The 22,702-nt window shown below is 61.1% G+C and carries 18 protein-coding genes; 8 read left to right on the forward strand and 10 right to left on the reverse strand.

Annotated elements, in window-relative coordinates; translation table 11 throughout:
* Positions 1–558, reverse strand: coding sequence for a Verru_Chthon cassette protein D (vccD, locus tag TSACC_RS05935; RefSeq protein ID WP_075078471.1), 558 nt, complete (start codon positions 556–558; stop codon positions 1–3).
* Positions 559–719: 161 nt separating this feature from the next.
* Between vccD and TSACC_RS05940 the strand changes: the two genes are divergently transcribed.
* Positions 720–1,226 carry a carbohydrate binding domain-containing protein gene (locus TSACC_RS05940; RefSeq protein WP_169809553.1) on the forward strand — a complete coding sequence of 169 codons (507 nt, stop codon included), beginning with the start codon at positions 720–722 and terminating at the stop codon, positions 1,224–1,226.
* On the opposite strand, the gene TSACC_RS05945 is transcribed toward TSACC_RS05940, so the two are convergent.
* The gene (locus TSACC_RS05945) at positions 1,219–2,247 is read right to left on the reverse strand and encodes a Gfo/Idh/MocA family protein (protein WP_075078473.1); all 1,029 of its coding nucleotides are present in this window, start codon (positions 2,245–2,247) and stop codon (positions 1,219–1,221) included. The genes TSACC_RS05940 and TSACC_RS05945 overlap by 8 nt on opposite strands.
* Before the next feature lie 166 nt (positions 2,248–2,413).
* Here TSACC_RS05945 and TSACC_RS05950 point away from each other — a divergent pair, with 166 nt between their 5' ends.
* From TSACC_RS05950 to TSACC_RS05960, 3 genes are read left to right on the forward strand one after another with little or no spacing between them, the layout of a single operon-like run.
* Complete coding sequence (locus TSACC_RS05950) at positions 2,414–5,833, forward strand: heparinase II/III domain-containing protein (protein ID WP_075078474.1); 3,420 nt, start codon at positions 2,414–2,416, stop codon at positions 5,831–5,833.
* Entirely contained in the window at positions 5,833–7,986 is a 2,154-nt protein-coding gene (locus TSACC_RS05955; RefSeq protein WP_075078475.1) for a glycoside hydrolase family 36 protein, read from the forward strand. The genes TSACC_RS05950 and TSACC_RS05955 overlap by 1 nt, the downstream gene beginning before the upstream one ends.
* 4 nt (positions 7,987–7,990) lie before the next feature.
* Positions 7,991–9,673: a glycoside hydrolase family 2 protein gene (locus TSACC_RS05960; RefSeq protein WP_075078476.1), complete on the forward strand. Its 1,683-nt coding sequence runs from the start codon at positions 7,991–7,993 to the stop codon at positions 9,671–9,673.
* Between the two features lie 34 nt (positions 9,674–9,707).
* Here TSACC_RS05960 and TSACC_RS05965 read toward each other — a convergent pair whose 3' ends face one another.
* Genes TSACC_RS05965 through TSACC_RS05990 form a run of 6 tightly spaced genes read right to left on the reverse strand, consistent with a single transcriptional unit; the run spans position 9,708 to position 15,134 of the window.
* Positions 9,708–10,463 (reverse strand): DeoR/GlpR family DNA-binding transcription regulator, encoded by a 756-nt coding sequence (locus TSACC_RS05965; RefSeq protein WP_075078477.1) that lies wholly within the window; start codon positions 10,461–10,463, stop codon positions 9,708–9,710.
* 56 nt (positions 10,464–10,519) lie between these two features.
* Positions 10,520–11,542 carry a carbohydrate kinase family protein gene (locus tag TSACC_RS05970; RefSeq protein ID WP_075078478.1) on the reverse strand — a complete coding sequence of 341 codons (1,023 nt, stop codon included), beginning with the start codon at positions 11,540–11,542 and terminating at the stop codon, positions 10,520–10,522.
* Complete coding sequence (locus TSACC_RS05975) at positions 11,539–12,114, reverse strand: D-lyxose/D-mannose family sugar isomerase (protein WP_075078479.1); 576 nt, start codon at positions 12,112–12,114, stop codon at positions 11,539–11,541. Before TSACC_RS05975 ends, TSACC_RS05970 begins: the two co-directional genes overlap by 4 nt.
* Before the next feature lie 9 nt (positions 12,115–12,123).
* Complete coding sequence (locus tag TSACC_RS05980; RefSeq protein WP_075078480.1) at positions 12,124–13,170, reverse strand: beta/alpha barrel domain-containing protein; 1,047 nt, start codon at positions 13,168–13,170, stop codon at positions 12,124–12,126.
* A 4-nt stretch (positions 13,171–13,174) separates the two neighbouring features.
* Positions 13,175–14,299 carry a Gfo/Idh/MocA family protein gene (locus TSACC_RS05985; RefSeq protein ID WP_075078481.1) on the reverse strand — a complete coding sequence of 375 codons (1,125 nt, stop codon included), beginning with the start codon at positions 14,297–14,299 and terminating at the stop codon, positions 13,175–13,177.
* Between the two features lie 4 nt (positions 14,300–14,303).
* On the reverse strand, positions 14,304–15,134 hold the full coding sequence (locus TSACC_RS05990) for a class I fructose-bisphosphate aldolase (protein WP_075078482.1): 831 nt from the start codon (positions 15,132–15,134) through the stop codon (positions 14,304–14,306).
* 75 nt (positions 15,135–15,209) lie between these two features.
* Between TSACC_RS05990 and TSACC_RS22085 the strand changes: the two genes are divergently transcribed.
* Positions 15,210–15,536: a hypothetical protein gene (locus TSACC_RS22085; protein ID WP_237763907.1), complete on the forward strand. Its 327-nt coding sequence runs from the start codon at positions 15,210–15,212 to the stop codon at positions 15,534–15,536.
* 124 nt (positions 15,537–15,660) lie between these two features.
* Here the strand turns inward: TSACC_RS22085 and TSACC_RS06000 are convergent, their stop codons facing one another.
* Positions 15,661–18,558, reverse strand: coding sequence for a DUF4962 domain-containing protein (locus TSACC_RS06000; protein WP_075078484.1), 2,898 nt, complete (start codon positions 18,556–18,558; stop codon positions 15,661–15,663).
* Positions 18,559–18,756: 198 nt separating this feature from the next.
* Between TSACC_RS06000 and TSACC_RS06005 the strand changes: the two genes are divergently transcribed.
* Entirely contained in the window at positions 18,757–19,833 is a 1,077-nt protein-coding gene (locus tag TSACC_RS06005; RefSeq protein ID WP_075078485.1) for a LacI family DNA-binding transcriptional regulator, read from the forward strand.
* Positions 19,834–19,861: 28 nt separating this feature from the next.
* On the opposite strand, the gene TSACC_RS06010 is transcribed toward TSACC_RS06005, so the two are convergent.
* Positions 19,862–20,740, reverse strand: coding sequence for a PEP-CTERM sorting domain-containing protein (locus tag TSACC_RS06010; protein WP_169809555.1), 879 nt, complete (start codon positions 20,738–20,740; stop codon positions 19,862–19,864).
* Positions 20,741–20,891: 151 nt separating this feature from the next.
* Between TSACC_RS06010 and TSACC_RS06015 the strand changes: the two genes are divergently transcribed.
* Together TSACC_RS06015 and TSACC_RS22090 are read left to right on the forward strand one after the other, a co-directional pair.
* Positions 20,892–21,962 (forward strand): NAD(P)-dependent oxidoreductase, encoded by a 1,071-nt coding sequence (locus tag TSACC_RS06015; RefSeq protein ID WP_075078487.1) that lies wholly within the window; start codon positions 20,892–20,894, stop codon positions 21,960–21,962.
* Between the two features lie 29 nt (positions 21,963–21,991).
* A complete protein-coding gene (locus TSACC_RS22090; protein WP_075078488.1) occupies positions 21,992–22,702 on the forward strand; it encodes a hypothetical protein in 711 nt (236 codons plus the stop codon).

Consider the following 22,702-nt stretch of genomic DNA (forward strand, 5'->3'; position numbering starts at 1 on the left):
CTATTCCGAGTAGCCGCGGACCAGGCCTGTTACGGGGTCGATCTGCGCGGTGAAGAAGAGAGACTTTAGCGCCGTGGGTTCCGTCCCCGGTTGGGAGATCAAGGTCAATGTGGCGGGTGACGAGGCCGGAAGGTCGGTGGAACCGTCGGGTCGAAACCGGAAGGCCACATACGGTGACGCTCCCGAGGTTTCCTTGACCGGCGCGCTTTGGAGTGCGGACGACCATGTCGTGTTTGCCGCGATCACCACCGGGTCGTCAAAGACGATCTTTCGGTCAAACGGAGTCGCCGTCGAGCGGGTCGGGTCGTAGATCCATAGCTGGACCTCGTCGATCGCCCCGTCCGTTCTCGCATATAGCCTGCATTCCACCACCCGGTTCCGGGCGATCGCCGCGTGCCTGGCTTGATTCAGCTCATTGATCAGTTCGTTCGCCACTCCGTTGAGTCGGGAGGACTGGACCACGCTGCCGATGGGCGTGACCGAGGCGGCCGCCAGCAGAGACAGGATTGCAACCACGCAAAGCAGCTCGATCAAGGTGACTGCTCGCAACGCTCTCATCCGGGGGTCATGAAGCATGGGGGAGAATTTAGGGGTGGTTGCGCAAGGATGCGACCCTGCCTCAGCTTTTACATAGAAGTAAAAGGGTTGTCACCCTCGGGTTATGAGTAAAAGCCCGATGCAGACTGGAGATGGACGGGGCGCGATGTTCCACTGGAGTTGTGAAACCTTGCATCCCTCTCGTTGTCTGCCTGCTTTCCTCCCTGCCTTGCCATGGCTCGGACCCGGAAGCTGGAATCACCAATGGCGCCATGTCCGACGGGGAGGAGACCCCGACGGGATGGGTTTGCTCATCGTTTCGCGATTCCTCCCCCCTCGTTCTCACGCGGGATACCGAGGTGTTTGCCACAGGTCCGGCTTCGCTTCGTGTCCATGCAGAGAGCGCGGAGGCGCAGGGCAATGTCTCTCAGACCTTCGTCGCCCCGGGCGGGACCTTCACCGTGGCCGGATCGATCAAGGCCGACAAATCTCTGCGCGCCACCGTGCAACTGCAGGAAAAGAATGATGCCGGAGAGCGAATCGCCTCCCACGAAATTGCCGCGGGAAAGGAGGACTGGAAGACTTTTGAGAAAACCATCACCCTCCAGGATCAGACAGCCAGGTGCGTCTTGATCCTGAACGTCAAGGGGCAGGGCAATGCCTGGCTGGACGAGATCGTGGTCAAGTGAGGGCTTCCTCCGCGCTGGAGAGCCGCGCTATGGTGCGCGCGCTTTCCAGGAGTCGGGCTTCATAAGCTCGCGAAATGGGCGCATCGCTTAGGATGTCCTGATAGAAATCGGACCAGAGATAGTTCCCGGAGATGGCGTCGAACATTACGCAATGCGCCTCGGTGCGGCGACATCCCGTACCCCGGACGAGAGTGACCTCGGATTCCCGCATGCCATAGGTGCTTCGGTACGGTCCGCAGTTTCGGTAAATCGTGCCATTCTCAAAGTTGAGGATCAGGCTGTTGCGATAGGAGTCTCCATCCTCGACGCAAAAGGATGCAAAGATGGACCCCAGGCACCCATTGGCAAAGCGAAGCTGCAGGGTTGCGTTGTCGGCCGTGGGACGGCCTGTCCTCAGCCGTTCCGTCATGGGCCGGATCTGCAACGGCTCGCCGGCAAAGTGGATGAAGTCATTCAGCAAATAGACTCCGAGCCGGAGCACAGGCGCCGCAGGACAGGCGACCGGATCATCATACCAGCTCTGGTCCGCGCGTTCGCAGTATGAAGCCCATACCTCCCCGCGAATCGAGACCAGCCGGCCCATGTCAAACTGCTCCCTCCATTGGTCGATCTGTCGCAGGTCGGGCGTGGGGCGGGGGGACGGCGAGTTGACATGCACGACGCGGCGGCGGTCCCTGGCCACCCGCAGCGACGTGGCCAGCTTCTCCGGGTCAAACTCGATCGGCTTCGTGGTGACGACATGCTTCCCTGCCTCCACGATGGTCTGGATCAAGGCAGCTCGCCCGGCGGGAGGAGTAAACAGGCCGATGGCCTCGATCGACTTGTCCTCCAGCATGGCCTCCAGCGAGTCATGGACCGGCAGCTTCCAGCGATGAGCCACGGTATCGCGGCGGGAGGTGTTGAGATCATAACACCCGGCGATCTCGAACAGGGCATGATCCGGGTATGGGGGCAGGAGATGACGGATGATATCTTCCCCGAAACGGAGGCCTACGATGCCAAGACGAATTTTCCGCGACATTTGTTGCCAGTCTACATCCGGCCTTTTTCTCGCAGAGCGTCATTCCACTTTTACGGAAAAACCCGCTCCACTCCTGTCGCGACTTCTCGTTGGGTTTTGTGTAAAAGCGGTGCGTACTTCGACTTCCCTCCATCGCTTCATCAGGGTTCCTCCACTTCCCCGCTCTATGAGATATCTTGTCGTTTCATTTCTCCTCCTTGGACTTTCGGTACAGGCAGGCATGGTCTCAAACCAGGACCTCTCCGAAGGCAGGACCGGGTGGAATCTCTTTGTTCCCGGCGGCTCGAAGGATGCCGGGTGCAAGTGGGACATTCTGCCCGGCCAGGGAAAGGACGGCGCAGCGGCGCTCTCGATGAGTTCCAGCTCCGATGCGAGATATGCGGCTCTATCCTCCAAGGCCGCTGTCGAGGCCGGAAAGGTTTACCGCTTCTCCGTGCAGGTCAAAGCGGAACCCGGCTCCGAGAAGGTCGCTCGTTCGGCGGGAGTCCTGGCGAGGATGACGTTTTTCTCGAAGGACGGAAAGGACCTTGGCAGCGAGCATGTTCATTTTGCTCGCGGCGGTCGTGCCGCCCTGGCGAGTTCCATCAACCAAACCTACTCCGACAGCCTTCCCACGGAATGGGAGGAGATAGCCGGAGTGTTCACCGCGCCTGCTGAGGCAGCCACGGTCCAGGTCGCTCTCTTTTGTTGGTCGACGAAGGGTACGGTTCTCTGGTCGGGTGTCCAGCTGGAGCCTGCCGCGACCGGGACGGCTCCCACCCCCCTTCTGCAGGCGGCTGCGTCCAGGCCCCCTGCGGCTTCCCTGTCGACTGGCACGACCACGCCTCCCCCTGCTGATGTCCCGGCGATGACCGAGCTGCCCGCCTGGGCTGCATCTCATCCCCGGATCGTATGGGATGCGGCGACTCTGGAGCGGACGCGGCTCCGCATTCGCGATCATCCGGAGGTCGCCGCCATGTGGCGCAATCTTGAGGCTCTCTGCTCCTCGTATTGCGATCCGTCCCAGGGTAAATTTCTCAAGCCGGAGGATGCTTTTCAGGACTTCCTGGCTCTCCAGGGCGGATCGCACGAAAACCGGGCAAAGCTCGAGGTGGCGTTGCGCCGGTGGCTGACTCCGCTCGATTTGCTCTCTTTTGCCTATGTGGTGGGCGGACGGGAGGAGTTTGGAAAAAAAGCCGTGGAGCTGGCCGTCGCGACGGCGGCTCGTATCACGCCCGACAAGATGGAGAACGGCTTCTTCTACACCCGCACATTTCCGACACGTTCCCTGGCGCTCGCTTACGACTGGTGTTTCCCGCTCTTCAGTCCCGGGCAGCGTGAGACTCTCCGCGACGCCATCGCCAAACACGCGTCCGTTCTGTACCTCGGCAGTCTCAATGGAGTCTGGGGCCAGTCCACTCTCGGAAGGATCTGGAACTGGAATGTCGGTACCGCTTCCGCCTGGGGCCTGGCCGCCCTGGCTCTTGACGGGGAGTCAAACTACCCCACACGCCAGTGGCTCTTTCAAGCTGCGAGAAACGTCGAGGACTACCTGCGATATGCCATTGATCCGGCGGGCGGAATCGTCGAGGGCCCCGTGTATTTCGGCTACGGAGGAGGATATCTGCCCTATTTCGTGGAAGGGCTGAAGCGCCGCACCGGGGAGGATCTCTATCTTGCGACGAATTACCACAAGGTTACCGGGTGGCTGCCTTTCGAGATTCTTCCCGGCGGAGGGAGAGTCAATAACATCATGGACTCCGGTTTCCGGATTTCCACGGGCGACGTCTTGATTTATGCCTTGCACAGGGACAACGATCGTCCTTTGGCGAGATGGTTGTGGGAGGGCATTTTCTGGCGGGACGGGCGATTTGTCTCCGAGAACCAATCATTGCCCGCCGCGATCCTGTGGGCACCGGAATCCATGGATCGCGAGAAGGTGGCGCAGCGCGAGTCCTCGCTCCCATTGTCGGGCTGGGCGGATAGCCGCGGCCTGGTGGCGAGCCGCACAGGATACGGGGGCGATGACGCGCTCTTTACGGTGCATGCCCAGCAGTACACGGACTTCAAGCACGATCAGGCCGACAAGGGGCAGTTCACCTTCTATGCCTATGGTGATGATCTCGTCATCGACTCCGGTTATGGGAACGATTCCAGCCGGGAGAAAAGCACGAGTGGCTTTGCCCACAACCAGGTATTGATCGATGGTCAGCCCGAGCTTCAGGGCGGTGCGCATTCGCGTACCGATGGCTGGATTACCGGCGCTCTCTTTACCCCCGTGGTCGATCTTGCCCTGGCAGACATTGCCGATGCTTATCGCTATGCCTACAAGTCCAACTTCAAGGACGCGACTTACGAGAAAGACTTCCGTCAGGCGGTGGAGCGCGCGACCAGGCAGACACTGTTTGTCCGCACACCAGTCCCATATGTCGTGATCTTTGATGAAGTACGAAAGGACGACTCACCCCATGAGTACGGCTGGATGCTTCATGCCAAAAGCGGGAGGGAATTTCAGGTTAATGGCAATGATGTCGCCGTGAAACCGGTATCGACGCCTCCTTTGCTGGTCGCCACTCAACCTTGGGATGGCACCGGATCGGCGGACCCCTCCAGGCCTGACGGCGGCTGGACGGGAACGCTGCAGGTTCCCAGCGCGGGCAGATATGTGGTGTGGGGCCTTACCGGAACCGATAATCCGGACGGAAACAAGTCGGACTCCTTTTTTCTCAGGCTGAATGGTGGAAAGCTGGGCTACACCTCCGGCAAGGACCCCTCGCGCTTCGCCTGGACCACGTTCAACAAGCAGCCTTTGACCTGGGTGCCGCTGAATGACGGAGATGTCAAGACCGGTGCGCTGGATGTTCCCGCCGGGCCATTGAAGGTGGAGGTGGGCGTACGGGAGCCGGGCGCGTGGTTCGCCGGTCTGGCCTTGCTGCCTGAAGGTAAACTCCCGGCGGATGATAATTCCCTCCCTGCCGGGGCTGTCTCGCTGAAGGCATCCGAAGGCGAGGTGCGCGGCGCGATGAAACTCGTGACGCTGCCGACGCGGGAAGCGCGCGCCTGGCTGCAGGTGTCTGTATTGGCTCCCAACCGATTCGAAAACAGGGTGGACGCATTTCAAACCACACGCGAAGGAACCCATCCCCGCCTGACGCTTCTCATGAGGGACTCAACCGCGCGGTTCTTGAGCGTGCTCATTCCTCACCGGGCGGAGGATGCAAAGCTTCCTGTGCAGCGGGTGGATGCCGCCAGGGGAAGCGTGGGAGTCATCAAGGCTTCCGGCGGAGAGGATCTGGTCGGCTGCTGGGACGGTACCGGCATCTCCACCAGCGAGGTCGAGACGGATGCGGAGTTTCTTTGGTTGCGCCGGGATGGGGCAGGCAGGGTGACCGCTCTGGCGGCCACCAATGCCTCGTACTTGAAAGTCGCTGGGGCATCTGTTTTCACGACAAGCTCGGGACCCCAGAGCATCGCGGTCAGCGCGGGTCAGGCTGTGACCTCGGGGGATTCCTCGCTGGTACGATTCGACCTGCCGGATCTGCAGGTGGCGTCCATGAAGCAGCCGGCCGCGTGGATGGCCCGGCGGGAAATCAACATCTCACGCTAGTGCGACGGCATTCTCGGTTTGTTCTGGGCGACACCGTCGCGGAGTATCTTCTTGATCCGCAGGGCGGAGCGATGGAGCTGCGCCTTTATCCGCGATCCACATCAGGTCTGCTGGTCAGGAAAAGACGCTGGGTGGACGATGATCCGGGCCTCGCCGCTTTTCCCCCGCAACACCGCCGCATTGCTGCCTCGCAGTTGGATCAGCTGGCGCATTGCCGCTTGCAGGGCGAGGCCCAGCCTGGCGGATTTTCACAGGGCCTTTCCCTCAGGTCGACATCTCCCGACGTGAGATTTCTGCGCCAGCAGATCAAAAAATCTCGCGAGGGAGTGATCATCACCACCTTGCTGGTGAAGGAACCCGGAGTGCGCATCCGCCACCGGCTCTCCTGGCGGAAAGGTGACCGGTATGTCGAGGTGTCCACCAGTTACCGGAATCACAACGCTAAGCCGGTCGCGCTCAATCTTGCCACGAGCTTTTCCCTGGGAGGGCTGACCCCATTTCATCGAGGTGATGCGCCGGGGCGCCTTTGGATTCATCGCTTTCGATCCTACTGGTCCGCCGAGGGCAGGCATGAACGGGTCTCGGCCGAGTCGCTCCATCTCGAGCGATCATGGGCGAGCAACGCCGTCCACTCCGAACGTTTCGGTCAGGTGGGAACGATGCCGGTTCGTGGCTTTGCTCCGTTCGTCGCCATCGAGGACTCCGGCGCGGGAGTCTTCTGGGGGGCCGCCCTGGCCTGGGGAGGGTCGTGGCAGATGGAGTGCTGGCGACGGGATGATAATCTCTGTGTTTCCGGTGGCCTCGCCGACCGGGATTTCGGCCATTGGCGGAAGGAACTTCATCCCGGCGAGGAGTTCATCACGCCTCCCGCGTTGCTTGCGACATCTCCCGTCTCACTGGAGGACCTATGTGAAAGGCTGCTGCCTTATCAGGAGCGCAGGACTTTCCAGCCATCTCCCGTGGAGGCAACCCTTCCCATCATCTTCAATGAATACTGCACGACATGGGGCAACCCCGCCCATGATCATGTCCTCAGGCTCGCCCGTGCGGCACGGGATGCCGGAGCGGAAATCTTCGTCATTGATGCCGGATGGTACAAGCAGCCGGGGATCAGCTGGCAGGCGGGACACGGAGACTGGGTCGACAGTCCGGAGTTTTTTCCCCACGGCATTGCCGCCACTGCGCGCGCCATTCGGGAGTTGGGACTGATCCCGGGCCTGTGGTTTGAAATCGAGACCTGTGGGGAAAGATCCCAGGCGTTTTCCGAAGTCGGGAGACTGCTGCATCGTGACGGACAAGTCCTTACCGTCGGGCGCAGAAGGTTCTGGAATCTCTGCGATCCCGACGTCCTGGAGTATCTCGGAGATCGGGTGATCGGACTCCTCCGCGACGCGGGATTTGGCTACATCAAGATCGACTACAATGAAACGCTTGGCATCGGCTGTGATGGAGCGGAGTCGCCGGGCGAGGGATTGCGGCGGCAGGTGGTAGCCATCCAGGACTTCATCCGCAGGATTCGGCGGGAACTGCCGGGGATCATCGTGGAAAACTGCGCATCGGGAGGACACCGGCTGGAACCATCATTCATGAGCCTGGTGGACATGGGCAGCTTCTCCGACGCCCATACGGGTCTGGAGATCCCTATTATTGCCGCGAACCTCCAGCGCCTTATCCCACCCTCCAAGTCACAGATATGGGCTGTGTACGCCCCGGAGGATCAACGGCGGCAGATGTTGTACAAGATCGCCGCCGGCTTCCTGGGGCGGCTCTGCCTCTCGGGTCCGCTGGACCGCGCGGACGCCGCGGCGAAAGAGTTGCTCGTGCAGTGCCGGGATCTTTACCGCAGGGCGGCGCCGGTGATTCGGAGCGGCACATCCCGCCGATATGGACCCGAGGTGAAATGCTATCGGCATCCCGAGGGATGGCAGGCTGTCGTACGGACGTCGCCGGACTCCGATACGGCGCTGATCGTTTTTCATTCCTTTGGCCACGTGGGGCAGGCCCCGGTGGGAGTTTCACTGCCCGCAGGGTGGAGCGTCACTGAGGCCATTTGCTCCGGAGAGCCGCTGACAGCGAAGGATGGGATGCTGGTCTGGCGACCGTCCGGAGACTTCGATGCGGCCGTGGCTTTTTGCCAGGGAGTAAACCAATGATTTCATGAATAGCCTTAAACCGTATCCCCGCCACCAACTTCGCAAGGTTCATCCCGCTGACGGTGTCTGGGACTTCACGTTCCTTGGTGACATCGCACGCGATAAACTCGATCTGGATCAGATCGTCTATGACGACGCGATGCCCGTCCCGGCCGCCTTTGATGCGATGCCTGCTTATGCCGGGCGGCGAGGCCTGGCGGTATATCGGAGGAAGATCAGCGTGACGCCGGGGCGTCCCTCCCGCCTCAACTTTGAGGCCGTCAGCCTCTGGTGCCGCATCTACGTGGATGGCCGACTCCTCGGCGAGCATGCATGCGGCTACACGGGCTTCTGGGTGGATGTGCCTGCCGGTGACTTTCAGGACCGGGAGCTGGTGGTCGTGGTCGACAATCGCTTTGATTTCCACCGCAGCCCCTTGCACGAACACTACTTTGATTTTTATCAATGGGGGGGAATCATTCGCAGCGTGTGGATTCACGAGGTGGGCGGTTCCTATTTGAAGGATGCCTTCGTCCGGACGATCGATCCGGTCGTCGGCGACATCCACGTGCAAGTCCAGATCGAGGGCGCGAATGGCACCCCCTTGAGCTTGGAGCTGGATGGCTTGCCAGTGGGAAGCTATCTGGCCTCCGCTCGCATGGAGTTGCGATGCCGGGTGCCTGAGCCCCAGCCGTGGTCCCCGGGTACTCCGCACCTGCATCACCTCCGCCTGCGCCTGGGCGATGACGACATGATCATTCGCTTCGGGCTGCGTACCGTGGAGGCGCGGGACGGCCAGCTCATGCTGAACGGAGAACCCGTTGAGTTGCGGGGGTACAATCGCCATGAAAGTCATCCCCAGTTTGGCCCCGCCCTGCCGTTGTCGCTCCTGGTTGCCGATCTGCAACAACTCCGGGACCTGGGGGCCAACTTCGTACGAGGCAGCCACTATCCTCAGGATCAGCGGTTTCTCGATCTCTGTGACGAGATGGGATTTCTCGTCTGGGAGGAGGGCATCGGCTGGGGGCAGCGCGCGCGTCAGCTGGAGGATGCCGGTTTCCGCAAAGCCCACCTCGCCATGCTGGAGGAGATGGTATGCACCAGTCGGAATCACCCCTGTGTCATTCTCTGGGGAGTGCTAAACGAACTCGGCTCAAATGAAAACTGCGCCCGCCCGGTTCTGGAGGAGTCCATAAACCGTATCCGGCAGCTGGATCCCACGAGGCCGGTTACCTATGCGACCATGTTCCCGCTCGAGGATCTTTGCTACGATCTGGCCGACGTCATTGCCCACAACATCTATCCCGGATGGTATGGCTGCGAGGATGTGGAAGATCCGCTCAGCCTGATCGTTCCTCATATCCACAAGTGCATCGCGCATGTGGATTCCCTCGGCCATCGCGCAAAGCCCTATATCATCAGTGAGATCGGGGCGGAGGGGCTTTACGGCTGGCACGATGCTCTCAACGGATTTTTCACGGAGGAATATCAGGCAGCCTATATCGAAACCGTGCTCTGCGAAGTGGCTGCCAATGCGCGGATCAATGGCATCGCGCTCTGGCATTTTTCCGATGCGCGTACCTATGTCGGCGGCCGTGCGCTCGTGCGCCCCCGGGCGTTCAACAACAAGGGGACCGTCGATGAATACCGGAGGCCCAAGCGGGCCTATGAGCATGTGAAACGGTTGTGGAGGGCGAAAGGGGAGTAGCCCTCTGTTCCTGGCCCTGGGGCTTGGAGATGTCTCAGGCTTTTCGCAAGCGCACCCCGGCTTTGACCAGCGCCCGGACTTCCCGCTTTTCCGGCTCCGCATTGGTCACCCACTCATGGATCATGTCCCAACCGGCAAAGCGTACCGTGCTGGGCTGGCTCCACTTGGAGAAATCCGCGAGGAGGATGCTTCTTTTCGAACGGGCAAGGATCGCCCGCTTCATCTCGGCTTCCGTCAGCTCTGTGGTGAAACATCCTTCCGCATCCAGTCCCGAGGCACCGAGAAAGGCATAATCGGCCTTGAGATGGGCCAGGGCGCCGATGGCCTCCGCGCCGATCAGCGCTCCACTCACGCGGCGAAGCTCGCCGCCGAGGCAGAGAAACTCCGCATCTCCCTGCAGGGACAGCGCGGTGAGGGCGACGGAATGGCTGATGATGCGGACGTCCTTTCGCCGGAGCAGCATCTTGCCAGCTTCCAGGCAGGTGGAGCCTGCATCGATGAATACACAGGCTCCCGGCGGGATCAGTGCCGCGGCGGCCTCAGCGATCGACCTCTTCGCACTGCGATTGCGCAATAGTCGCTCATCGAAGGAAACCTCCGAGCGCACGTAGCGGGGATCGAGCACGCCTCCATGAACGCGCAGGATGTCACCGCTTTTCTCCAGGTCGGTCAGATCCCGGCGAAGAGTCGCGGGCGACACCTTGACCATCTCCTGGAGCTCGGAAAAACCGAGCCGACGATGCTCGCGAACGATCTTGCGGATCGCATTCTGGCGTTCCTCTGCAAACATAGGTGGTCGAGGGTGTGGCGGACCACTCCTCTCGTCAAAGAGAATCTCCGGCGCGCTCAGGGAAATGCGATGTAGCCCCAGGCGTCGCCCAGCGACAGGCTTTCCGAGGCGCTGGTGATGCCCCCGGAGGTGCTGGCGGAACGCAGGGACGCGGCAGCTGTGCAGACTCCCATTTGCAAACTTTGCGGCATCTCCCAGCCTTCATGGACTCCGAGGAGCAGCCCGGCTGCGAATGCATCTCCCGCCCCGGCGGCACCTGCGATCTGGTCTTTCGGCAGGTTTACACGTCCCTGCCAGATTTCCTCGCCTGTCGTGCTCCGGGCATATGCTCCTTCCGAGAGGTGGATGACCACCCATCGACCTACGCCTCCGCGGAGGAGGGCCAGCGCTGCATCTCTCAGACCGCTTTCCAGATGCCGGTCCGAGTCATCACGCGTGGCATGTCCTGTGATGCGCTCGGCCTCCACCTCGTTGCAGACAAGGATGTCGATCTCCGGGAGAGCCGGGGAGACGACCTTCGCGTAGTCGGGACGCTCGACGCTGACCAGATCCACCACGCGGAGGAATCCCCGCTGGCCTGCTTCGCGCAGCACTCGTGCCGCGAGTGTTCCGTGCTCCGGGTCGGATGCGTCCAGGGCATCGAGCAGTCCGATATAGCCGAGATAGAAGATGCGGGCGTTCATCTTTGACCAGTCGAAGTGCCCGGCTGCGAGATGCCGGTTTGCTCCCGGTTGATGAAAGAACGTGCGACGTCCGCTCGATCGGACGGTCATCACGTCCGTATACGAGGTGGGCGCGGTGGGATGGCGACAGAGCAGGGAGGTATCGATCCCCACCGCCTGACAATGATCGAGAACCCAGTCGCCTTCTGCGTCCGAGCCGATCAAGCCCACGCCTTGCAGCGGAAATGTCGCGCCGAGCTTTGCCAGATCACACAGGATGTTGAATGGTCCGCCGCCATTGTTGCACTCTTCGAGCTCGATGTTTGCGAGTGAATCCTGCGTGGGATAGCCGTCGATGATCTTCGTCTTGTCCACGATCCAGTTGCCGGCTGCAACGATGCCACCTTTAGTGCTCATTGCCGACCCTCGCTGATGAGCCGGATTTGCGCTGGCGCATCCTCCTCGATTCCCGGGTAACGACCGATGTCGGGATCGACAAAAAAGTTGTCATTCAGGTCATCGTTGGCCGTGGAAACCTCCCCGATGATGCACTCGTCGGAAACCGGCCGGAACTCGTGGTAGATCCCCGGCACCAGGGTGACGCGGCAGCCTGCTTCAAGAATGATCGTCGACCCGGCATGAACGGTCTCCACCCGGTGGTTTACCGGGATCGTAAACGACCCGTCGCCGGCGCGGTCCGGATGAGCGGGCCACACTGTCACGGCGAGTCTCCCCCAGCGGCAGATGATGTCCTCCTTCTTTTTGAGATGGGTATGGGCCGGGGTTGTCATGCCCTTTTGGGCATACATGAGCTTCTCGCAATACTCGGGCTCCTCGGCCAGGTTGACGAGTACGAGGCCGGATTTCCTCCAGTCGCCCAGGCCGAAATCGGTGAGATCCCAGCGAGGATCAGGCGGCAGCGCCCATCCATGGTCTTGAAAACATTGCCGCGCGGAGCGGACGAGATAGTTGATATCACTTCTTTTCATGGGCTGGGATCAGTTGGAGTAGCTTTTGCCTCCATTCGTAAGGTTCAGGTCGTCTTCCAGGGGGCGATGTGAGGCGATGCCGAGTGACTTCAGCTCGGCATGATACGAGCGCACCGCCTCCTTCGGCGAGAGTTCTCCATCGACGATATGGCGCAGGTGCTTGATGAACGTGAGCGGATGCTCGGAGAGATTGATCTTTCGTCCAAAGAGCGCCACCCACGCGCCGTGCTTGCGCGCATCGTGGATCAGTTGGAATGCATCGAGGGTCGTGCCAGCGCTGCCGCCGAGAATGCCCACGATCAGGCTGGGATCGTAGGAGACCAGCTCCTCGAGAGGGGCTGGCCCGTTGTAGGGAATCTTCAGAAAAAGCGGCCTGCCCACCGACGTCACTCCGGCGAGCATTCGCACGATGTGATCATTCAGAAAGGGACCGATTTGCCTTGGATCGATCCCGGGATCGATGTTGGGGTTGAAAACCTCCAGAAAGTACCGGAAGCCCTTGCGCTCCGCGTCGCCGCGGAAGGATGCAAACTCCAGCAGGGACTGGTAATCCCAGTCGATATTGTTCGTGAACGTGATCGAGTACAGGCCGAGGTCGGCGCCCAGATAGGGCTGGGTGCAGTTGGTTTGCATGCGGCCATACTTGATGTGCTCGATGGATGCGGTGTGAAATGCGCGCGACGGATGAGAGGCGTATTTTCCTCCTCGTACGACCCAGATGTCAGTCGTGTCGTTGGCGCGCGCTGCCGGGGTTATCGGCGAGTCCTCGAAGAGCCGTTCCCGGATCGCGAGTTGCTCGAGGTTCGATGCCGAGAGCAGCACGATGTCGACGAGCCCTTGCGAAATCACGTCCCGGATCTGCTGACGATAATCCGCCAGGGTTTTCCATCTCCCTTGCGACTCGCTCTGGTTGAATTTGCTTTCCTCCGGCCCAGGCGCGGTGATGCCAAAGGCCATGTCGGCATCCTTGGCATCCGCAATGATGAAGTCAGCCGCAGTCGCCCGCCCCGCGCGAATGCGGGCGAGCTTTTCGTCGAGTCGTTTCGGGGTAGACATAAACTTACAAGGGCACAACGGCCTTTCCGGTATGGGCCCGGAGCGCGGCGTCGAAGAGTTCGTGGCTTAGCACCGCCTCCTCCGGGGTCACGCATCCGAACTTTTCGCCCAGCAGACCGGCGCGCTCGGATAGGAATGCCGCCCACATCTGCATGAAGCAATCCGGGAAGCCCGGCTCAAAGATCCCGCCCGTGATGGTGGGAAATGGTCCGTGAAATCCGAGATCCGTCCGCTGCCAAAGCTGTTCCTTGCCGCGCTGGAAGGTCCACAGCGTCTTGGGTTCCTTGGTCGAATAGCGGATGCCTCCGTCCGTGCCCAGGATCTCGATGAACCACGTATTGGTCTCTCCGGGAGCCAGTCGTTTCATCTCGAATCGCGCCGGTACATCCCTGCCGTCGATCTCCACATCCGTGTGCAGCAGGGCATTGTCCCAGGTGTCGCAGGGCGTCATGCCACCCTTGCCATCCGGGCGCTCCAGGTAGATTTTCTGCAGTTGGGCGTATACCCGCTTCGGCTTCCAGCCGAGCCGGAATGGCAGATGCACGGCATGCATGCCGAGATCTCCCATCACCCCGATCTCTCCGCATGTCCTGACCTGGCGTTTCCAGTTCGCGGGTTTCGTGGGATCGAGATCGCTGCTATGGTGAAACCCGGAGCGAATCTCCAGGACCTTGCCCCACGCTCCGGTGCGTGCGGCGTGGTAAACGCGTTGCGGCCCCGGCAGGAAAGGGAACTCGGAGCTGCACCGCACGAAACGCCCCGAGGCGCGGGCGGCTTCCGCGATGGTACGTGCCGCCGCCAGATCGAGGCCGAAGGGCTTTTCCGCGAAGAGGTCTTTGCCGGCATTGAGCACATCGAGATAGATGCTCTCATGCAGATTGTGCGGGACGGCCACGTACACCACGTCGACTTCCGGGCTGGATAGCAGCTCGCGATGGTCTGCGGTGAGCAGTCGCACGGAGGGAATCTGGCGAAACCACTCGCGCTGCTTCTCCGCCAGGTCGCACACCGCGGTCAGTTCCGCCCGGACGGGAAAGCCATCGAGGACGAACCATCTCGCCAGGGCGCTGGCCACCTCGCGGCCCATGAGGCCACCACCGATGATGCCGATTTTTACGGGAGTGCTCATCGTGTTATCGGAGGAAGGCCGCGGCGTCGCTCGCGGTTGCCCCATCGTGAACGATGGCCATGAGCGCCTTCGTCATGCCTGCGGGGTTGGGGTGTTGGATGACATTGCGGCCATAGACGATTCCCGCCACGCCTTGCCCGATGAGATCTTCCGTGCGCTGGAGTATCTCCGCATCCGCCGCCCGCCCACCGCCGCGCACGAGCACGGGGATGCGGCCCGAGATCTCGACGACCTTGTGGTACACCGAGACGTCGTCGGTGGGGTCGGCTTTGATGATGTCGGCGCCCAGTTCGACAGCCTGGCGGACGAGAGGGAGGATTTTCTCCGGATCGCCGTCGACCATGTAGCCGCCTGCCTTTTCATTGGGCTGGAAGACCAGGGGTTCGATCATGAGCGGCATGCCGTAGCGATCGCAGTCCGGCTTGATCTTCAGGATGTTCTGAATGCACTGATCCGTCACCTCCGGCTGGTTTGGTATGCGAAACAGATTCACCACCACGCAGGTGGCATCGAGGCGCAATGCCTGCTCAACGGGGTTTTCGATCATCCGGCTGAACAGATGGGTGGGGAGTTCCTTGCCGTACACATTGGCCACGTCGGTGCGAAGCACGAGCGAAGGCTTTTGTCGGCCCGGGATGGATTGCAGGACCGGAGCCTGGCCCACTGTGAGCTGGATCGCATCGGGCGCGGCTGCGACCAGAGTTTCCACGGCTTTCCCGATGTCCTCGATCCCGGAGAGAAAGGCATGCTCGTTGAAGAATCCATGATCGATGGCGACATCGAAGCAGCGTTGGGATTTCGCGTTGAAAAGTCTGTGGAGTCGGAATGTTTTCATGTGAGCGATTGTGATTGATAAAGATCGAAATGATCATTTCTGTCAAGAGTTCCGATGTCGGGCGATGATGCGGAAATGAAGCTCCGGCTGGAGGAGGGGTGCCTAAGCCTGGCCGTAATAGGCGCCAGCGCCGTGCTTGCGGAAAAAATGTCTGTCCAGCAAGGGCTGGGACACGGAAGACGCCGCCTGGTTGAGGTGGAGGGTTTTCATTGCCATCTCAGCGACGATCTCGAGGGCAAAAGCGGTCTCCCCGGCCTTTTCTCCGCGGTGGAGCATGCCATCGGCCTCGGCTGCAGGCGTCCGGCGCTGGTTCTGGATGAGGTAATGGATCGCCTCGTGGAGGGGCGTTTCACCGCGGGATTCCTTCTTGCGCAGCAGGTCCTGCCGCTCAGTGCACAATAACGAATGCGGAGTGCCCCCTTTCCCTCGTGCGACCCTCATCGGAAGCACCTGGATGGCGGGAGATACAGTGCGCCAAAGCGCTGTTGCGAGAAATTGACCCGGCCATACGCCTCCCACGGGGAAATCATGGCTCGGCTGTGCCGGATAGAGTGAGCGTATCGATGTTGATGCCCGCGGAGGGATGCGAGAAGGTGATTGTGTGCTTTCCCGCTGAAAGCGGGATGACGATCTCGCTTCCGTCGGCATTCCGAATTGGTTCATCTCGCCATTGGAAGGCATTCAGGGTCCAGTATTTCTCCGATCCCCATCCTGCCGGACCGGGGACGAAGCTCTTTAGCGCCGCCTCGGATGGGATCGCCTCATCGACCAGCACGGAAAAAGTGACTTGAGGTTGCCCCACGGCATAGCGGGCGGAAAGCCGGTACAATCCATCCTGCGGGACTGCGACAGACCAGGTGACGGAATGGGCAGGCGATTGCGCTCCGAAGTTTGCCAGTACCTTTCCGCCGGAGGCCTCGCTCCGGGCGATGGCCGAGGCATTACCCTTGTCCTGTCGGGCCATGGCCTCAGCTTCCCACGTTACGGCGACTGCTCGGGGGATCGGCGCCTGTGGGGAGGGAGTGGCGATCTTGAAGGGAACGGGCGCGGGTGTACCGGGAAACATCTCGGCCACCCAGCGTTTCAAAGCTGTCAGGTTACCTGCTTCATGGAGAAGGTAATACCTTCCTGGAGGCAGAGAGATATTTGGTGACGATGGCTGCGCCTGCCCTGCGTCGTCGAATAGCGCCAGCGCCCCGACCGGGGCGATACGTCCCTGAAAGGCGGAGCCGAGAGTGATGATGGACCCGCCGGGGCCGCTCTCCCACGCCATGTCCACGGGATCGGCGGCCTCCATGGTTGCGTCGGGTAAGGAAACCTTTCGCGCTTTGACTGCGATGAACGACGTGATCGTCCCGCCTCTCCTTCGAGTCAACCATAGCTCGGCTTCGGCTTCGGCATTCGGCGGATTGGGAGAGGCCGCGTCATTGGCGATCCATGCGGTGTCCTCCCAATCTGGCGAGGTAATCCGGATCTGCCGCCACCCGTCTTTGTCCGTGACCGCTGTCTGGAGTGGAGATGCCGGCCGGGCGCGAAAAACCGGCTGGAGAAGCGTGGTCAGCCGGACGTCTGTGCCCACGGCTTTCGAGGAGGCAGTTTTCATCCACCAGTCTTCGACATCGATATTGGGCACGGTCGCGGCGCGTGGTTCGAAAGGTGTGGCGCCGGGGTCCAGCCGTGTGACCATCAGGTCGCCAGCAGTGCCAGGAACGACGAGCCGGGTGGCATCCGTGGTGGCATCCGGCGGTACTTGGGCGAGCCACTCCACGGTGGCGGGTTGTTCGGTTCTCACCTGGTCGAGCACGAGCGCGTAATCGCCTCGGCGATGGAGGATGCGACGGCGCACGTCGGTCACTTCGAGGTAGGCATCGGTGAGGTTTTCCTCGGCGACCAATTGAGATGGACTGCTGATGTAGCGGTCGATGCGGCCCCGGGCGGCGATATCGGACCGCTGATTCCTGCCATTGATCAGCAGGGTGGAGTGAGATTCCGTGACGTTGGAAAAGAATGTCCAGCGTCGCCCCTCCTTGTCGAAGAAGCCGGGCTTACCATAGATGTCGACTCCGTAGCCCGGAGCCATGAGAAGCCATTCGCCTCCGAAGTTAAACGAGAGAGAACCCGCGTCGGTCTTGGTATGGTGGTTCTGGTTGTAACCGGATTTGAAGCTCACCAGATAGTCGCCATCGCCCCAGCCGCTGCGGGAGGTGAGCACGTCCCAGTCCGGCGCATGGTAGTCCAGCTCGCGCGGAGCGACGGGCATGACGTCGGGATCGTACCACAGCAATGACCACGCCATCGCATCAGCCGCGCCCTGTGGGGCAAAGGGCAGCGCATCGGCCAGGTATTGACCTGTCCCATCCTTGTATTGGGAGGCGAGACGATAAAGCACCGGCTGGGGGCCGGAGGCATCCGCGCCGCGCGAGTCGCCCCAGAGCAGGGTGCCTGCCATGCCCGGCAGAGTGACGCCGACGCGAAACGCGATCGAGTTGCGGAGCATGGGCAGCGCGTACATCTCCTCCGCTCCGGTCACGGCCCTGGTTCCCTCAATGTACTGGAGGATAAAGGAACGGCCGTATCCCCAGTACGGCACGCCTTCAAAAATGCTCCCATCCGGGTACATCGCCCGGCCGACTCGCTGAAAGTTCAGCGCGGCGGCGGCGATCCATTCGCTCGCCTCGGGGATCTCGCCGAGAAAGGCGACGCCCGAGAGGCCGAGAGCCGCCATGCAGATGTGGTTGTGGTTTTGCGTATACCAGCCAGCCCAGAAGATTCCGCCGTAGAACCCCTTGAGCATCGCTCCCATGCGCTGGCTGATTGTGGCGCGAATCTGCTCCTTTTCCGCATCGGTAAACAAATCCCGGTGCCAGTCGTATGCCATCGCGATGCCGCGAGCCATATGCGCGGCAGCCAGGTCCATGTTCACGAGTTCACCCTCCTTGCCTTCACGGCCCCAGGTGTCGAAAGCACATCCAGCCAGCACCATTTCGTGCAGTCGCTGCGTGTAGCGTTCCTCCGGCCAGATGGAGGCGGCCACACAGAGTGAGACCAGGGAATCACCGTAAGTGCGCTGCCATCCCTCGGCGGCATTCTTGCGAGGAGCGGGAGGCGTGTAGGCGGGAAATGGATTGTCGATGATGCGGTCGGCGGTGGATTTCAGCCGCGTACGCCACTCCGCTCCCATGCCGGTCAGCGACTGAATGCGGGCAAGCTCCCGCTGCCACCCCGCCGGATCGTAAAACAAACGACGTACTCCCGGGGAAACCTTTGCGAGCCAGGCGGCAGAGTTCGCATCACGGTAGGCCAGCACCTCCTTGCGCGGAACCTTGGGCATCGCGGCTTCCTCGGCGGGAGACAGGGCGCGGAGGGACTGCGCTGAGCAGAGCAGCATCGACACAAATAAAAAAAGGGGGAGGACGCGGTTCATGGAATGCCTCATCTTCCTGGCCCTGGCCGGCCTTCGCAAGGGGCCGACCGATGACACAGGTAAGTGAAGGCTGGGTCTGCCCGTCGATGGTCCGCTTTCCTGTGTAAGTGAAATGCGCTTTTCATCATGAGCCCGGCTGCTAGTCTGGTGGGGTTCCCGTGATCCGGTATCGATCGGATTATCTACGGAAATCTCCCCATGGAAAGACGAGTTACCCAATCCGATGTGGCGCGACGAGCCGGGGTCACGCGCCCGGCGGTGACCATGGCGTTGCGGGGCCACCCCAGCATACCGCTTGCGACGCAGGAGCGCATCCGCCGCATCGCCGAGGAGATGGGTTATGTACCCGACCCGATGCTTTCGGCCCTGGCCTCCTACCGGAGCACTCTGCGCCCGGCCTCCTACCATGGCACGCTGGCTTGGCTGGGAAATAATCTGCCGCCCTTTGACTGGCGGGAGGTCACCATGTTCCGGTCGTACTATGACGGCGCGGTGCGGCGGGCGGCCTCGTACGGCTACAATGTCGAGATCTTCGACTTTCAGGCAAAAGGATCGACGCCGGAAAAAATCGCCAAGGCCTTCCGCTTTCGCAATATCTCCGGCGTCCTGCTCTCCCCACAGCCCGGGCCGAGTTGGGAGCTCAGTTTCCCCTGGGAGCATTTTTCCTTTGTCACATTCGGGTACTCGCTGGTGCGCCCGGCGCTTCACACCGTGGCCCCCACTCAGTTCCGCGCCATGATGATGACCATGCGGAAACTTTACGAAAAGGGCTACCGCCGTATTGGCTTCGGATGTTCCTTTCTGGTCGATGAACGCACCGATCACCACCTCCTCGGCGGCTATCTGGTTGAAAAGGCGCTCTTTGAGAGGAAGCTCACGATGCCTCTTTTCGATGAGGAAAAAGCCGACGCGCCACTCTTTCGGAAATGGTTTCTCAAGCACCGCCCCGATGCCATCGTAACCGGAAATCCACGGCTGCTCCAGGTCATCGAGGATGCCGGGTTCCGCGTCCCGGAGGATGTCGGGCTGGCCTGCCCCACGCTGCCCGAGCCGGATATTGACTTCGCCGGGGTCTACGAGGACTCTTTTCACATGGGCGAGACCGCCGTAGATACTCTCGTCGGGATGATTCACCGAGGCGAACGCGGAATCCCCGAGCGGCCTCATTATGTCCATGTGCCTGGCCTGTGGCTGGAGGGACGGACTTTGCGAGATAGGCACGCTCCGGAAAAGAAAAACGCCGGAACCGCCAAACGGTCCCGGCGCTCATCGTAAACGCGCTCCCCTTTCGATCGCGAATGATTTACCGCCCGAGCCTGCGGGCGCGGCGGAGATACCCGAGTACCCCCAGACCACCCAGACCGAGCAGGACCCCGGTTTGCGGCTCGGGAATCACCGAGGCATAGGTGTTGCCGAGGACAAAGTTGTCGAGGTTCATCGTGCCGCCATTGGCATTGACGGTGTAAGTCACCTGTGTCGCGATCCCGGTAACGAATTGGGATGTCGATACCGTCCATGTCGTGGGTTCGGTGAGCGGGACGGACGACGATGTGGGAATAAGGGAAAAGTAGAACTCATCCGCCTGGGTCGATGGATTGAGCACCATCTTGCCGATGGCCAAATATTGGGTGGCCGTCGCGAAGGTGGAACCCTCGGCCAGTACGGTGGTCGAGTCGATGCTGTTGCCTCCGGACGTCACGATGCGAATGCGGTTGGATGCGTTCATCCCAAAAGCCGCAATGCTCGTGCTTGTGGAGTCGCGGAATCGCGGGAAGAACATATCGCTGCTTACCGTGCCATCATTGAGTACCGAGATGAGGCTGCTGAAATAGTACGTCGTACTCGTGGCCGGATCGAAATCGATCGACGTTTGCAGATTGCGGGTATAGTCGATCTTCGCCGATCCCGCCGCCGTCAGGGCCACATAATTGGTCCCCGTCGAATAGGTGTAGTTCGTCGGTGTGGAAAATGTCCCCGCGAGATTGGTGTAGGTGCGACCGTTCGTCGTCACTCCCGACCAGCTGCCGCTCCATCCACTGCCTCCATTATTTGCCGCCGCGCTGGTGCCGGAGGTATAGTTGAAGAAATCCTCGACCAGTACTGCGGCCCGGGTGGAGGTCATGCCCAGCAGGAGTCCTGCGGCGATGGAGAAGGTCAGGAGTAGGGGAGCTTTCTGTTCCATGGGGCGAAGCATAGGAACCCTCCTCGATGGGCCAACCTGTTGCTCATTAACTCAGGTAAGTAGTCGAGCCGCAGACGAGCGACGCGCTGACCTGTGTAAGGAGATTGCGAGTTGGGAATCATACCCAGGCCGGGTTCATTTCCCTTTAGCAATGCACGACACCGCCCAGGCAACATGTGAACTCCCCGGCATAGCGGGAACCCTCTCGCAGGAGCGGGTGATGGTCTGCCTCGATGACAAGGAACGCGAGATGTTCGCCTCCGGCGGGTATTTTCAAAATCTGCCCGTCGAGGTGATTCACTACACGACCGGCCAGTGCACGCCTGCCCAGTGGCGGAAGGTGCTCATGGAAGTGCAGCCGACGGTGCTGGTCACCTGCTGGCGTGCTTTGCCGCTGCCGGAGGACTATGTGAATGATCCCGCCCTGCGGCTCCGCTACGTCTGCCACCTCGTGGGATCAGTCAAATCGTTGATACCCCGCAGGCTTCTGGAGCGTGGCGTCGCGGTCACCAACTGGGGCGGTATCGCCGCGGTGGCGGTGGCCGAGCATGCCCTGCTGCTCCTGCTCGCGGCTCTGCGGAGGAACCCCCGCTGGCGCGAGGGGCTGCAGGTGCCATTCCGCGAGCAGCCGCAGTACCGCATCGAGCTCCAGACACTCTCGCTCTCGGGCCGGGCCGTCGGTATTCACGGCTTCGGGATGATCGCACGTCACCTCGTGAAGCTTCTCCAGCCGTTTGGAGTGCAGGTTTCCGCTTACTCGCACGGCGTGCCGGAGTCTTTCATGCGCAAGCACGGGGTGAGGCCCTGCGCCTCGCTGGAGGAGCTGTTTTCGGCGCACTCGGTGGTGGTGGAGTGCGAGGCCCTCACACCGTATACGGAGAACAGCGTGACGGCCGGCCTCCTGAACCTGCTCCCGGATGACGCCGTCTTTGTCAATATCGCCCGGGGGCGACTGGTCGATGAGCAGGAGCTGGCGCGGTTGGCGCGGATCGGCCGCATTCGCATCGCGCTGGATGTCTATCGCGACGAGCCGCTCCCTCTGCCTCCTTCGGCAGAACTATTAGGCATAAAGGATGCCATTTTGTCCCCCCATATCGGAGGCCCCACCAGCGACCTGTATCCAAAATGCACCGCGCTGGCCGAGGCCAACCTGACTCGGTTCTTTAACAACGAGCCACTGGAAGCAAAGATAACCCTCCAGGAATACGATCGGGCCACCTGATCTTCCTCCAACCGCAAACCACCCCCTCTATGAGCTACAAAGCCGCCCTCGCCGCCTGTACCCTTCTTGCCACCACCGGAGTTTCGTCGCTCTCTGCCGCAGACACTGTTGTCATGCAGGAGGAGTTTACCTCCCCCTTGTCGCCCAAGCTATGGAAAGGCACTCCCGATGGCGTGAGCGTCGACAATGGAGCGCTTCTTCTCAAGGTCCCCGCGGCGGATACCCCGCCCGAGCGCGCGGTTGGCACCGTCCTTACGGACACTGAGGGAAAACTCAACTTCCTTCGGCACCCGGTGGCTATCGAACTCGATGACCTTGATATCCAGGGGACCTCCGCCGATGAGAATGGCGTCTTCATGCTCTTCCTCTCGGAGGACAAAAACACCTCCACCGCGAAATACGTCCTCCAGCTGCGCGTGGATCGCACTGGCAATTCCTACCTCTGGTTGTATTACCTCGCTACATCCGGCGAGCCGCAGAAGCGGGCGCAGATGGCGTTCCTGCCCGGGATGCAGTTTCCTTTGAAGAAGGTCGTTATCCAGGCCGACTCCAGGGCGGCAAAGCTCACCATCACCGATGCGGCTGGCACGCAGAGTGATTCCCGCGAGTGGAATGCCGAGGTCGATCCGTCAAAATGGGATGGAGCCGAGCTCTATCTCATGCTTCGCGCCGTGTCGAAGAAGGATCCCGGATCGACCGATGTCTCCATCGGCGCTCTCAAGGCCGAAACCTCCAGGTAA

It is taken from the genome of Terrimicrobium sacchariphilum, assembly GCF_001613545.1.
Lineage (GTDB): Bacteria > Verrucomicrobiota > Verrucomicrobiia > Chthoniobacterales > Terrimicrobiaceae > Terrimicrobium > Terrimicrobium sacchariphilum.